11 protein-coding genes are annotated in these 13,898 nt (G+C 68.1%); 2 read left to right on the top strand and 9 right to left on the bottom strand.

Annotated elements, in window-relative coordinates; translation table 11 throughout:
- Window positions 1–4: 4 nt before the first annotated feature.
- From LJF27_RS21145 to LJF27_RS21180, 8 genes are all read right to left on the bottom strand, one after another.
- Complete coding sequence (locus LJF27_RS21145; protein WP_003116862.1) at window positions 5–766, bottom strand: 1,6-dihydroxycyclohexa-2,4-diene-1-carboxylate dehydrogenase; 762 nt, start codon at window positions 764–766, stop codon at window positions 5–7.
- Window positions 767–791: 25 nt separating this feature from the next.
- On the bottom strand, window positions 792–1,805 hold the full coding sequence (gene benC / locus LJF27_RS21150; RefSeq protein WP_003109537.1) for a benzoate 1,2-dioxygenase electron transfer component BenC: 1,014 nt from the start codon (window positions 1,803–1,805) through the stop codon (window positions 792–794).
- Window positions 1,806–1,838: 33 nt separating this feature from the next.
- A complete protein-coding gene (benB, locus tag LJF27_RS21155; RefSeq protein WP_003116861.1) occupies window positions 1,839–2,327 on the bottom strand; it encodes a benzoate 1,2-dioxygenase small subunit in 489 nt (162 codons plus the stop codon).
- Window positions 2,324–3,691 (bottom strand): benzoate 1,2-dioxygenase large subunit, encoded by a 1,368-nt coding sequence (gene benA, locus LJF27_RS21160; RefSeq protein WP_003113315.1) that lies wholly within the window; start codon window positions 3,689–3,691, stop codon window positions 2,324–2,326. The genes benB and benA overlap by 4 nt, the downstream gene beginning before the upstream one ends.
- A gap of 116 nt (window positions 3,692–3,807) precedes the next feature.
- A complete protein-coding gene (locus LJF27_RS21165; protein WP_003116860.1) occupies window positions 3,808–4,764 on the bottom strand; it encodes an AraC family transcriptional regulator in 957 nt (318 codons plus the stop codon).
- Window positions 4,765–4,970: 206 nt separating this feature from the next.
- On the bottom strand, window positions 4,971–8,126 hold the full coding sequence (locus LJF27_RS21170; RefSeq protein WP_003115707.1) for a CusA/CzcA family heavy metal efflux RND transporter: 3,156 nt from the start codon (window positions 8,124–8,126) through the stop codon (window positions 4,971–4,973).
- Between the two features lie 22 nt (window positions 8,127–8,148).
- Entirely contained in the window at window positions 8,149–9,603 is a 1,455-nt protein-coding gene (locus tag LJF27_RS21175) for an efflux RND transporter periplasmic adaptor subunit (RefSeq protein ID WP_003109532.1), read from the bottom strand.
- A gap of 52 nt (window positions 9,604–9,655) precedes the next feature.
- Window positions 9,656–10,942 carry a TolC family protein gene (locus tag LJF27_RS21180; RefSeq protein WP_003113317.1) on the bottom strand — a complete coding sequence of 429 codons (1,287 nt, stop codon included), beginning with the start codon at window positions 10,940–10,942 and terminating at the stop codon, window positions 9,656–9,658.
- A gap of 512 nt (window positions 10,943–11,454) precedes the next feature.
- On the opposite strand from LJF27_RS21180, the gene LJF27_RS21185 reads away from it, so the two are divergent.
- Complete coding sequence (locus LJF27_RS21185; protein WP_003089900.1) at window positions 11,455–12,129, top strand: heavy metal response regulator transcription factor; 675 nt, start codon at window positions 11,455–11,457, stop codon at window positions 12,127–12,129.
- Complete coding sequence (locus LJF27_RS21190; protein ID WP_003113318.1) at window positions 12,126–13,544, top strand: sensor histidine kinase; 1,419 nt, start codon at window positions 12,126–12,128, stop codon at window positions 13,542–13,544. Before LJF27_RS21185 ends, LJF27_RS21190 begins: the two co-directional genes overlap by 4 nt.
- Window positions 13,545–13,552: 8 nt before the next feature.
- On the opposite strand, the gene LJF27_RS21195 is transcribed toward LJF27_RS21190, so the two are convergent.
- Window positions 13,553–13,786, bottom strand: coding sequence for a hypothetical protein (locus LJF27_RS21195; RefSeq protein ID WP_003113319.1), 234 nt, complete (start codon window positions 13,784–13,786; stop codon window positions 13,553–13,555).
- Window positions 13,787–13,898 lie beyond the last annotated feature (112 nt).

Here is a 13,898-nt window from a genome sequence, read left to right on the forward strand (position 1 = left end):
GCGCTCAGCCGAGGTCGCCGCCAGCTACCGGCAGGGTCACGCCGGTGATGTAGGACGCCTCGTCGGAGGCGAGGAAGAGGATCGCCGCGACCTGCTCGTCGATGCTGCCGTAGCGCTTCATCAGGCTGCTGTCGAGGGTCTGCTCGACGATCTGTCGATACCAGCGCCGCTCCTCCTCGCTCTGCGCCGCGGCGTTGCGCGGAATCCTTCGCGGCGGCGCGTCGGTGCCGCCCGGCGCCACCGCGTTGACGCGGATGCCCTGGTCGGCGGTCTCGAACGCCAGGCAGGCGGTCAGCGCGTTCACCCCGCCCTTGGCGGCGCCATAGGGCACCCGGTTGACCCCGCGGGTGGCAACCGACGAGACGTTGACGATCGCCCCGCTGCCCTGCCCCAGCATCGCCGGCAGCGCCGCTCGGCAACACCACAAGGTGGGCAGCAGCGAACGCCGCAGCTCGGCCTCAATCTCGTCCTCGGCGTAGTGTTGGTAGGGCTTCGCCCAAAGGGTGCCGCCGACGTTGTTGACCAGGATGTCCAGCCGGCCGAAACGCTCCAGGGTCCGCTCCAGTACCCGCTGGCATTCGGCATAGCGCTCCAGGTCGGCGGTCAGGCACAGGCAGGCGTCACCGGCCAGTTCGTGGACCAGCTCGGAGCGGTCCACCGCCACCACCCGCGCGCCTTCCTCCAGCAGGCGCCGGACCACGCCCAGGCCGATACCCTGGGCGGCGCCGCTGACCAGGGCGACCTTGTCGCGGAATCTGTCGTTCATGGGAATCTCCTTGGCTCGCTCGGGTTCAGGCCGCGCTGGCGGCGAACTTTTCGTAGTAGAAATTCGCCGGGCGCACGCCCTGCTCGCGCAGGTAGCGCTCGACCGCCTCGACCATCGGCGGCGGCCCGCACAGGTAGATGTCGACGTCGCCCTCGTGCAGGTGCTGCGCGGCGATGTGCTCGGTCACGTAGCCCTTGCGCGGATAGTCGCTGTCGGCGCTGGCCACGCACGCGCTCCAGGTGAAGCCGGGAATCCGTTCGGCGAACGCCTCCAGGCGCTCGAGACCGACCAGGTCGACGTCGTGGGTCACCCCGTAGACCAGGTGCAGCGGGTGCGCGCTGCCCTGTTCGGCGATCCGTTCGAGCATCGCGGTGAACGGCGCCAGGCCGGTGCCGCCGGCCAGCATCAGCAGTGGCCGGTGAATCTCGCGCAGGTAGAAACTGCCCAGCGGGCCGTCCATCGCCAGGCTGTCGCCGGCCCTGGCCGTGCCACTGAGGAAGCCGCTCATCAGCCCGCCGGGGACGTTGCGGATCAGGAAGCTGACCTCGCCGTCCTTCGCCAGCGAGCTGAAGGAGTAGGCGCGGCGCTGCTCGCTGCCGGGTACCTGGAGGTTGACGTACTGCCCGGGCAGGAACGCCAGGCTGGCCAGCGCCTCGCCGCGCAGCGACAGGCCGATGGTGCTCGGCGAGAGTTGCCGGACTTCGCTGATGCGCGCCTCGTAGCGCGCCTGGCCGGTCCTGCACAGGGTCGAGGACGCCGGCACGCGCAGCACGCAGTCGCTTTCGGCGCGCATCTGGCAGGTCAGCACGTAGCCGCGGGCGGCTTCCTCGGCGCTGAGGGCATCGTCGATGTAGTCCTGGCCCAGCGCATAGCGCCCGGCCTCGGCCAGGCACTTGCAGGTGCCGCAGGCGCCGTCGCGGCAGTCCAGGGGGATGTTGATGCCCTGGCGGTAGGCCGCGTCGGCCACGGTCTCGCCGGGCGCGGCATGGATGAAGCGGGTCACCCCGTCTTCGAAGTTGAGTGCGATCCGATGGTTCATGGCATGTCCCTCGACAGCCCGCCGGCGCGGGCGTCAGACGTGGTAGACGTCGATCAGCTGGCGAACGTAGTCGTTCTTCAGGATCACTTTCTTGGCCTTGATCAGCAGACTCTCGCCGCGTACGTCGAGGTCGTAGAAGGTGGTGCCGAAGTAGCTGTCCACGGTCTTGTAGCGATAGCTCAGGGTGTGCCAGTTGCAGCGCGCGCGGCAGATGCCGTCGTCCTCGCCGAGCAGTTCGATGTTGCTCAGGTTGTGCGAGGTGCGGGTGTCCGGCAGGGTCGCGCTGGAGCGCTCGGTGCGGATGCGGAATACCCGGTCCTCCAGGCCGCCGCGGTTGCCGTACCAGATCAGCGAGATTTCCCGCTGCGGGTCCTCGGTGAGCTGGTCGCGGTCGTCCCAGGACGGCATCCAGAAACTGGCGTCCGCGGCGTACAACGCCAGCCAGGCGTCCCAATCCTTGTCGTCGAGATAGCGCGCCTCGCGGTAGAGGAAATCGCGCAGGGCGTCGTAGCCCAGGCTCATGACGCCACCTCCCGCAGCGCCACGCGCTGCGTCCGTTCGCGCTCCAGGGCGGCGAGCAGCGCCTCCTGCCAGTAGCGATGCTGCAATACGAACAGCCCTTCGTCCTCGGTGCGCACGCCGCTCAGGCGCGGCCGCAGGTCGATGGCCGCGGCCGCCGCGTCGGCGCCCTCTATCCAGTGTTCGGCGCCGCGCGACAGGTCGTTCCAGCCGACCACGCTGCCCTGGTAGCCCTGCTGGCAGGAACGGAACTCCTCCAGGTCGTCCGGGGTGGCCATGCCGCTGACGTTGAAGAAGTCCTCGTACTGGCGGATGCGCCGGGCGCGCGCCTCGGCGCTCTCGCCTTTCGGCGCGATGCAGTAGATGGTGATTTCCGTGCGGTCCACCGACAGCGGCCGGGCGATGCGGATCTGCGAGCTGAACTGGTCCATCAGGTACACGTTGGGGTACAGGCAGAGGTTGCGCGAGTTCTCGATCATCCAGTCGGCGCGGGCCTCGCCGAAGTCGCGGGCAAGCTCGGCGCGGCGCTCGAAGGCCGGCCGGTCCTCGGGGTTGGCCCAGCGACTCCAGAGCAGCATGTGGCCATGCTCGAACGAGTAGAAGCCGCCGCCCTGCCGGGCCCAGCCCGCGGCGCTCATGGTCCGCAGCGGGTCCGCGGCGTCGCGCTGCTGGCGCTGGCTCTGGGTCGCCGCGTAGTTCCAGTGCACCGAGCTGACGTGGTAGCCGTCGGCGCCGTTCTCGGCGGTGAGCTTCCAGTTGCCTTCGTAGACATAGCTGGAAGAGCCGCGCAGCACCTCGAGGCCTTCCGGCGACTGGTCGACGATCATGTCGATGATCTTCGCCGACTCGCCCAGGTGCTCGGCCAGCGGCCTGACATCGGGGTTGAGGCTGCCGAACAGGAAGCCACGGTAGGACTCGAAGCGCGCCACCCGGGTCAGGTCGTGCGAGCCCTCGCAGTTGAAGCCCTGCGGGTAGCCGGCCTCGGCCGGGTCCTTGACCTTGAGCAGCTTGCCGGAGTTGTTGAAGGTCCAGCCGTGGAACGGACAGGTATAGCTGCTGCGATTGCCGCTCTTGTGCCGGCAGAGCATCGCGCCACGGTGGCTGCAGGCGTTGATGAAGGCGTTGAGCTGGCCGTCGCGGTTGCGCGCGATGACGATCGACTGGCGGCCGATCTGGGTGGTCAGGTAGTCGTTGACTCCGGCAACCTGGCTTTCGTGGGCGAGATAGACCCAGTTGCCCTCGAAGATGTGCTTCATCTCCAGTTCGAACAGGCGTGGATCGGTGAACATCTCCCGCTTGCAGCGGTAGACGCCGCGCTCGGGGTCTTCCTCGAGCAGAGAACGCAAGTAATCGCTACCCAGGGACATGGCCGGGGCCTCCGTTGTTATTGTTCAGGCCCGGTCAGGTTAGGTAGCGCGTGCTGCTGGGGATATCCGTTGCCTGCGGATCGCTGGCCGATTCCTGCACGCCGTGGCGGTCGGCGCTAGGCGCGCCGGCGCAGGGTTTCCGAAGGCAGCTCGCCGAACTGCCGGCGATATTGCTCGGCGAAGCGGCCGAGGTGGGCGAAACCGAAGTCCAGGGCCAGTTCGGTGAGGTTGCGTACCCGGCAGCCGGGGTCTTCCAGGCAGGCGCGGATGCGCTCCAGGCGCAGCCGGCGAATGTATTGCCGAGGGCTCTCGCCAAGCTGGCGCTCGAACAGCGCGTACAGCGAACGGGTGCTCATGTGCGCCTGCTCGGCCAGCGCCGCGACCTCGATCTCGCTCTGCAGATGGCGGCGGATGTAGGCATCGAGGCGGGCGAAGACGACCTGCGCATCGCCGGGGTCCTCGCGGCTGACGTTGGTCTTCAGCAGGGTCAGCAGCTTGCTGCCGAGGATCTGCTCGAAGTGGCTGTCGACCCGCGCCAGCCGCTCGCCGGACTCGGCCTCGCGGCAGACCAGGGCGAGCAGGCCGACGAAGCCTTCCAGCTGGTCCAGGCGATAGCGATGTTCGAGGAAACGCACGCCGCGCGCCGGATGGCTCCAGCGCTGCTCGGCGCAGATCGCTTCGAGCAGCGCGCAGGGCAGCTTGACGATGAATTTCTCGCAGTCCGCCGAATAGGTCAGGTCGACCGGATCGTCCGGGTTGATCAGCAACAGCTCGCCCGGCGCCAGGGCGTGTTCCTGCCCGCCGCCGCGCCACAGGCAGTGGCCGCGCAGGAGGATCTGCAGGTGGAAGATGCTCTCCAGCGCCGGCGAGGTGACCCGTACCGCCGCGCCGTAGCTGATCCGGCACAGGTCGAGGCTGGCGAAGGTGCGGTGGTCGAGGCTGGCTTGCGGCCTGCCGGAGGCCGGCAGGCGTATGCAGTGCGTACCGACGTGCCGGTTGACATAGCCGGACACCGCATAGGGGTCGGCACGTTCGAACACCCGGCTGCGCTCGCTGAGCAAGGAGGCATTCATGGGCAGGACACTCAGGCTGCTATCGTTGTTGTTATCGCCGCGCGGCGCCAAGCGCCGGGCGCGGAACGTCCACCCACACTACGCAAGCCCTCCGCCGGCGACAATCCGGGCCGGCAATCGCGTGCGGTAATCGAACGGAATCCGTCCAACGGCCAACGAAAAAGGGCCGCCAGGGTTTCCCCTGCCGGCCCGCTTGCGCGCCCGCTTCAGCCGGCCGCCGGCGTCTCCTCGCGCGGTCCGGCGTCGCGCCCGTGGGTCCAGCGATAGAGCACCGGCAGCACCAGCAGGGTCAGCATGGTCGAGGACAGGATGCCGCCGATCACCACCGTCGCCAGCGGCCGCTGCACCTCGGCGCCGGTGCCGGTGGCCAGGGCCATCGGCACGAAACCGAGGGACGCCACCAGGGCGGTCATCAGCACCGGACGCAGGCGGGTGATGGCGCCCTCCCACACCGCCTGGTCGAGGCTGCGTCCTTCCTGCAACAGGTTGCGGATGAAGGAGATCATCACCAGGCCGTTGAGCACCGCCACCCCGGACAGGGCGATGAAACCCACCGCCGCCGAGATCGACAGCGGTATCCCGCGCAGCCACAGGGCCAGCACCCCGCCGGTGAGGGCGAAGGGGATGCCGGTGAACACCAGCAGGCCGTCCTTGACGTTGTTGAACATGGCGAAGAGCAAGGTGAACACCAGCAGCAGCGCCACCGGCACCACTACCTGCAAGCGCTTGGCGGCGGACTGCAACTGTTCGAACTGGCCGCCCCAGGTGGTCCAGTAGCCGGCCGGGATCTTCACCCCGTCCTGCAGCTTCTGTTGCGCTTCCAGCACGAACGAGCCGATGTCGCGGCCGCGCACGTTGGCGCTGACCACGATGCGCCGCTTGCCGTTCTCCCGGCTGATCTGATTCGGTCCCGGCGAGAGGTCGAGGCGCGCCACGTCCGACAGCGGGATGAAGTCGATCCGCGCCAGGTTGTTCGGCGGCAGCGGGATCAGCAGGTTGGACAGTGCCGGCAGGTCGGCGCGCAGGGTTTCCGGCAGGCGGATGACGATGTCGAAGCGGCGGTCGCCCTCGAACAGGGTACCGGCGTTGCGTCCGCCGAGGGCGGTGGCCACGGTGTCCTGGATGTCGCCGACATTGAGGCCGAAGCGTGCCGCCTTGTCGCGGTCGATGTCCACCGTCAGCACCGGCAGGCCGGTGGTCTGCTCGACCTTCACCTCGGAGGCGCCGTCGATGCCTTGCAGCACCTTGGAGATCTTCTCCGCGGTGTCGTTGAGCACCTGCATGTCGTCGCCGAAGACCTTCACCGCGACGTCGCTGCGCACCCCGGAGATCAGTTCGTTGAAGCGCAACTGGATCGGCTGGGAGAACTCGTAGACGCTGCCCGGCACCTCAAGGGCCGCGGCCTGCAATTCTTCCAGCAGCGCCTCCCGCGACTTCTTCGGGTCCGGCCACTGGCTCTGCGGCTTGAGCATCACGTAGCTGTCGGAGGCGTTCGGCGGCATCAGGTCGGAGGCGATCTCGGCGGTCCCGGTGCGGGCGAAGACCCGCTCGATCTCCGGGAACTTGCCCATCAGCTTCCTCTCCAGGGTCTGCTGCATCTCGACCGACTGGGTCAGGCTGGTGCCCGGCACCCGCAGGCCCTGCATGGCGAAGTCGCCCTCGCTGAGGCTGGGAATGAACTCGCTGCCCATCCGCGAGGCCACCAGCCCGGTGAGCAGGATCGCGCCGAGGGCGCCGCCGACCACCAGCGCGCGGTGCCCGAGCACCCAGCGCAGCGCCGGTTCGTAGGCCAGACGCGCGCGGCGCATGACGAAGTTCTCCTCCTCCTTGACCTTGCCGGTGATGAACAGCGCGATCGCCGCCGGGACGAAAGTCACCGAGAGGATCATCGCGCCGAGCAGCGCGGTGACCACGGTGAACGCCATCGGGTGGAACATCTTCCCCTCGACCCCGGTGAGGGCGAAGATCGGCAGGTACACCACCATGATGATGATCTGGCCGAAGACCAGCGCCCGGCGCGCCTCCCTGGACGCGGCGAAGACCTCGTGGAAACGTTCCGCGCGGGTCAGCTGGCGGCCGTGGTGGGCCTGGGCGTGGGCCAGGCGGCGGATGGCGTTCTCGACGATCACCACGGCGCCGTCGACGATGATGCCGAAGTCCAGCGCGCCGAGGCTCATCAGGTTGGCGCTGACCCTGTTGCCGACCATCCCGGTGAAGGTGAACAGCATCGACAGCGGGATGATGGTGGCGGTGATCAACGCCGCGCGGATGTTGCCGAGGAACAGGAAGAGCACCGCGATCACCAGCGCCGCGCCTTCCACCAGGTTCTTCTTCACCGTGGCCACGGCCTTGTCCACCAGGGTGGTGCGGTCGTAGACGGTGATCGCCTTGACCCCCTTGGGCAGGGTCCGGTTGATCTCCTCCAGGCGCTGGCCGACCGCCTGGGCCACTTCCCGGCTGTTCTCGCCGATCAGCATGAACACCGTGCCGAGCACCACTTCGCGGCCGTTCTCGGTGGCCGCGCCGGTGCGCAGCTCCTTGCCCAGGCCGACCTCGGCGACGTCGCGGATACGGATCGGCACGCCGTCGACGTTGGAAACGATGATCCCGCGGATATCGTCCATGTCCTTGACCTGGCCCGGCGCGCGGATCAGCAACTGCTCGCCGCGCCGCTCGATGTAGCCGGCGCCGACGTTCTCGTTGTTGCGCAGCACGGCGTTCTGCAGGTCGCCGAGGGTCAGCTTGTAGGCCGCGAGCTTCTTCGGATCCGGGGCGATGAGGAATTGCTTGGCGTAGCCGCCGATGGTGTTGATCTCGGCCACGCCCTTCACGTTGCGCAACTGCGGACGGATGATCCAGTCCTGGATGGTGCGCAGGTCAGTGGGGGTGTAGGCGCTGCCGTCCTCCTTGGTCGCGCCCTCCTCGGCCTCAACCGTCCACAGGTAGATCTCGCCGAGACCGGTGGAGATCGGCCCGAGGGTCGGCGAGATGTCTTCCGGCAGTTGCTCGCGCGCCGTGCTCAGGCGTTCGTTGACCTGCTGGCGGGCGAAGTAGATATCGGTGCCCTCCTCGAAGATCACCGTCACCTGGGAAATCCCCGGCCGCGACAGCGAACGGGTTTCCTGCAAACCCGGCAGGCCGGCCATGACGGTCTCCACCGGGTAGGTGATCCGCTGCTCCACTTCCAGCGGCGAGTAGCCGGGGGCGGCGGTATTGATCTGCACCTGGACGTTGGTGATGTCCGGGACCGCGTCGATGGACAGCTTCTGGTAGCTGCCGATGCCGACCCCGGCCATCCCCAGCACCGCCAGCAGGACCAGCCAGCGTTGCTCGATGGCGAATTGGATGATGCGTTCGAACATGCGAAGACTCCTGGAGCGGGACTCAGTGACCGTGTTCCGCCGAGCCCTTGCCCAGTTCGGATTTGAGGATGAAGCTGCCGCTGGCGGCGACCTGGCTGCCGGCGCGCAGGCCCTCGAGGACCTCGACGCGCTGGCCGTCGCTGATGCCCAGCTTGACCGGCTGGACCACGAAGCCATCGGCCACGCGGACGAACACCACGTCCTCGCCGTCGACGTTCTGCACCGCGCCGTCGGCGACCGTCAGGACTTCCTTGCGGGTCGCCTCGGCCACCTGCACGGAAACGAACAGGCCCGGGCGCCAGGTGCTCTCGGGGTTGCTCAGGGTGACCCGGGCGGTGGCCGCGCGGGTCTGCTCGCCGAGCAGGTCGCCGATGTAGGACACGGTGCCCTCCACCTCGCTATCCAGCGCCTGGGCGAGCACCTTGACCTTGCTGCCGACGCGGACCTGGCCGAGCAGTTGCGCGGGCACGTTGAAGGTGGCCCAGACCGAGGACAGGTCGGACAGGGTGAAGACGTTGGCGGTGCCGTCCACCGGCTCGCCCTGGGTCAGGTGCTTTTCCACCAGCACCCCGGCGAACGGCGCGCGCAGCTCGTAGCGGTTGCCGCCCTGCAGGCTGGGATTGCCGCCGAGCGCGGCGATCTTCGCCCGCGCGTTGTTCAGCGCGATCTCGGCTTCCTGCAAACCCTGGCGGGCGAGCAGGAATTCCTGCTCGGCGGAAATGCCCTCCTTCCACAGCTGCTGCTCGCGCTTGTAGGTGCTCTGCGCCAGGCTCAGGCGGCGCTGGGCGGCGGCGAATTCGCTGCGCTGGTCGGACAACTGCGGGCTGCTGATCACCGCCAGCAGCTCGCCCTGCTTCACCGCCTGGCCAAGATTGGCCGGCACGCTGTCGACGATCCCCGGCAGGCGCGGGACGATATGCGCGGTGCGGTCCTCGTTGAAGCGGATCTCGCCGGGCAGCGAGACCACCTGGGCCAGGCTGATCGTCCGCGCCGTATCGAGGGTGATGCCGGCGGCCTCGATCTGCTCGGCATCCAGCTCCAGCTTGCCCTCCTCGCGGGTGAAGGCGAAGTCGTAGCCCTGCTTGCCGGCCATCAGCTTGAGGCGCGCGGTGAAGGCATGCGGCTCGGCGATCCCGGCATTGGCCACCAGGCCATCGCCGCTGGCCTTGAACAGCAGGTCCTCGACCTCGCCGGTGGCACGCTCGACGTCGGCGCCGAGGACCACCTCCTGCGGCGCCAGCGCCTTGCCGCCGCGCTCGACCCAGGCCTTGAGCGGGCTGCCGTCCTCCGGCACCAGCAGTTCCAGGGTCAGGTCGCCCTGGCGCAACAACATGCCGCCGCGCGGTCCGCTGCCCTCGCCCTCGGCGGCCGCTTCGCCGGCGCCGGCCGGCGCCTTCCCGCCCAGCTCCAGGTAGGCGCCGCCGCCCAGGCCGAGCAGTGCCAGTGCGGTCACCGCGATAATCGTCTTCTTGCCCATTCTGTTCTCCCGAACCGTTCGGGGGGCGCGCCGGCGGCCCGCCCCGGAAATCTCACTGGCCGAGGTGGCCGATGTCTTCGCCGAGCAGGCGCTCCATGCTCACCCGCGCCTGTGCCGCGGCGTCCAGCGCGCGCACGTACTGGGCACGGACGCCGACCAGGGTGCGCTGGGCATCGAGCACGTCGAGGAAGTTGAACTTGCCCATCTCGAAGCCGCGGGTCATCGAGTCCAGCGCGCTCTGTGCGCCGGGCAGCAGGTCGCGACGGACCAGCGCCAGCTCCTGTTCCGAGGTGCGCAACTGGTCGTAGGCCTGTACCGCTTCGCTGCGCAGGCGCAGCAGGGTCGCGCGCTGCAGGTCGCGGGCCTGGTCGGCGCGGCTCTGGGCGGCGTAGATGTTGCCCTGGTTGCGGTCGAACAGCGGCAGCGGCATCGACAGGCCGATCAGGTTGACCCGTTCGCCACGTCCGTCGCGGGCGGTCTGGTCGTACTTGCTGCCGATGCTGACCGTCAGGTTGGGGATGCGCTGGCGCTTCTCCAGGTCGACCTGGGCCTCGCCGCGCGCTACCTCCTGGGCCGCCAGGCGCAGGGTCGGCGACTCGTCGAGATGGCGCAGCAAGGCGCCACGGGTGATGCTCGCCGGCACCGCGTCGAGCGCGCCGCCGACCCTGGCGAAGCCTGGCTGCGGCTCGTCCCAGGTGCTCGACAGCTGCACATAGGTGCGCTGCTGCTCCAGCTCCGCCTGGCTCAGGTCGAGCTGGGCGTTGTCCGCCAGGACCTGGGCGCGAACCCGTTCCACCGAGGAGATGCTGCCGGCCTTGACCCGTCGGTCGGCGGCCTGCAGCGCGCGCCTGGCCAGGTCCAGGGAGGTCTTCGCCAGGCGCACCCGCTCCTGCGCGGTCAGCGCCGCGTAGTAGGCGCCGCGGACCTGGGCGCGCAGTTCGGCGCGACGGACTTCCAGTTGGGTCCAGGCGATCTCGCTGCCGCGTTTCGCCACCTCCACCCGCGCACCGCGCTTGCCGCCCAGCTCCAGCGGCTGGGCGATGCTGACGCTGGTCTGGCGATTGCCCTGGCGGGTGTCCTCGACGCTCCAGGACAGATCCGGGTTGGGGATCAGCCCGGCCTGCTGCCGCGCGCCGCTGGCGATCTCGGTCTCGCGCCCCACCGCCGCCAGCTCGGGGTTGCTCCGCAGGGCCCGCTCCAACGCCTGCTCGAGGCTGATCGAAGTACCGTTGAAACTCACCGGCGCCTCGTTCGCCAGGGCCGGCAGGCCCAGGCAGAGTCCCATCAGTAGCCAGCAGGCGCGTTTCCCCGCGCTGGCCAGTGGCCGAAGTATCGGCATGTTCCGCTCCTCGTCTGCTGATCGTCGTCGGCGACGGCGATCCATTACCGGCCCGGAACCACGCAACCGTTCATCGGCGATATCTCGCCGGCGATATTCGAAGTTGCACTTCCGGGATGCGGCAGATGTTAGGTAGCGGGGCTTATCGGCAAGGTGACGGAAGAATTACAAGTCGGTAATGAATATTCTCCACGGACAATTAGCGGTTACACTTCGGCAACCTTCGAAGAGACTGGCAATAGTTGGATGAAACATAGGGACAAAAGCAACATGCGCTTACAAAAGGCATTGCCCCTCACGCCCAGCGGTGCTTGCGCCGCGGACATTTCCAAAGTTCTCAGGCGGACTCCCGGGAGAACTACCCGGTCATTCGATAATTATCATCGAAGCAGCGCAACGATATGAAATTACATTTCCAGGATTCTATCCAGGCAACGCCCGCAATGTAACTTTATAGCAATGCACTTAAACATTTACTTGCAAATGAATCCATACTTTATATAGGGGCGAACATGCGCATCCTTATTATCGAAGATGAAGTCAAGACTGCCGACTACCTGCACCAGGGCCTGACCGAAAGCGGCTACATCGTCGACCGCGCCAACGATGGCATCGACGGCCTGCACATGGCCTTGCAACACCCTTACGAACTGGTGATCCTCGACGTCAACCTGCCCGGCATCGACGGCTGGGACCTGCTCCGCCGCCTGCGCGAACGCAGCAGCGCGCGGGTGATGATGCTCACCGGGCATGGCAGGCTGACCGACAAGGTGCGCGGCCTCGATCTCGGCGCCGACGACTTCATGGTCAAGCCGTTCCAGTTCCCCGAACTGCTGGCGCGGGTCCGCTCGCTGCTGCGCCGCCACGACCAGGCACCGATGCAGGACGTCCTGCGGGTCGCCGACCTGGAGCTGGACGCCAGCCGCCACCGGGCCTTCCGCGGCCGGGTGCGGATCAACCTGACGACCAAGGAGTTCGCCCTGCTGCACCTGCTGATGCGGCGCAACGGCGACGTCATCACCCGGACGCAGATCATCTCGCTGATCTGGGACATGAACTTCGACAACGACTCCAACGTGGTGGAAGTCGCCATCTGCCGCCTGCGGGCGAAGATCGACGACGGCTTCGACCTCAAGCTGATCCATACCATTCGCGGCGTCGGCTACGTCCTGGAAGCGCGCCGATGACGCCACCAGGCCGACTGTCGCTGCGCCTGGCCCTGCTGGTCGGCGCCCTCGGCGCGCTGCTGGCCCTGGCGCTCGGCGCGATGGCGCACTGGAACCTCGGCCGCGAGCTGGAAGCCCGCGAGCGGGAAAACCTGCAATTGAAGCTGGAGCAGATCCGCCACAGCCTGGAAGACGATCTCGACCTGCGCAGCGACCCGGCCGTACAGGCGCATGCCCTGCAGGACCAACTGGTGGCGCACAGCGGCCTGCACCTGAGCATTCTCGACAGCCGCAGCGGCCAGCCGCTGATGAGCTTCGGCGACCAGGCTGCGGCCAGCGTCGCGGCCAACCGCGCGCTTCTCGCCCGCTTGCAGGCGGACGCCCGCCAGCCGGTGTTCCAGAGCTGGAGCACCGGCAACGACCAGCGCCTGCTGAGCATCGGCGCTTCCATGCGCATGAAGAACGGCACCCCGGTACAGGTGTTGCTGAGCAGCGAGCGCAACGCCGACGAGCGCCTGCTCGACGGTTTCCTCCGCGCCACCCTGCTGGCCCTGCCCTTCCTCCTGCCATTGATCGCCCTGGCCGCCTGGTGGGTGGTGCGTGCCGGCCTCGAACCGTTGAACCGCTTCCGCCGGGTGGCCGCCCAGGTCAGCCCGCAGGATCTCTCCTACCGCATCCCCGAGCAGAACCTGCCGCGCGAGCTGGACAGCCTGGCCCGCAGCTTCAACCACATGCTCGGCCGCCTCGAGGATGGCGTACGCCAGCTCTCGCAGTTCTCCGACGACCTGGCCCACGAACTGCGCGCGCCGATCTGCAACCTGCTGGTGCGCAACCAGGTGCTGCTCAGCCAGCATCGCGACGGCGCGGCATACCGCGAAGCCCTGGAGTCCAATGCCGAGGAACTGGAGCGGCTGTCGCGGATCGTCACCGACATGCTGTTCCTGGTGCAGGTGGACAACCCGGCGATCCAGGCCCAGTTCGGCTGCGTCGCCCTGCACGAGCAGGCGGCCAAGGTCATCGACCTGTACGAGATGGTCGCCGAGGACAAGGGCGTCGAACTGCGCCTGTCCGGCAACGGCTTCGCCCACGGCGACAACCTGATGATCCAGCGCGCCATTTCCAACCTGGTGTCCAACGCCGTGCGCCACACCCCGCAAGGCGGGCGCATCGACGTGCGGATCGGGGAACGCGCGGGGCACACCGAGGTGAGGGTCAGCAACGACGGTCCGGGCATCCCGCCGGAGTACCTGCCGCACCTGTTCGAGCGCTTCTACCGCCGCGCCGGACGCCAGACTGGAGCCCAGGCCGGCACCGGCCTGGGACTGGCCATCGTGCAATCGATCATGGCCTACCACGGCGGCCGCGCCGAAGCGGAAAGCGTACCGCAGCAGAAGACCCACCTGCGCCTGCTGTTCCCTTCGACGGGCGCTGCCTGACGCCGGTTTCAGCAACCGGCGCGGCGCCGCCACAGCCGGTACTCGCCGCAGAAACCGGCGAGGAACAGCGCCAGGCCGAGCGCCAGCAGGGTCCAGGGCGTCCGCAGCGGGGCGCGCTGGAGCGGCGGTTCACCGTGCAGCAGGACGAAGCATTGCAGCAGCGCCCAGAACATCGCAGCGACGCCGCCAAGCATGGCCAGGCGGCACAACCAGCCGAGCCAGTAGCCTCGGCGCGAGGGCATTTCCGGAAACTTCCCCGACACGTATTCACCTCCACATCCGCCGCCGCACTCTAGCCGAGACGCGGACGGCGGTGTGTCATGCAAGCGCAATAGCGGGGAAAGGCATTCGTCA

Origin of the sequence: Pseudomonas sp. 203-8, assembly GCF_020708595.1 — a bacterium.
GTDB lineage: Bacteria > Pseudomonadota > Gammaproteobacteria > Pseudomonadales > Pseudomonadaceae > Pseudomonas > Pseudomonas aeruginosa.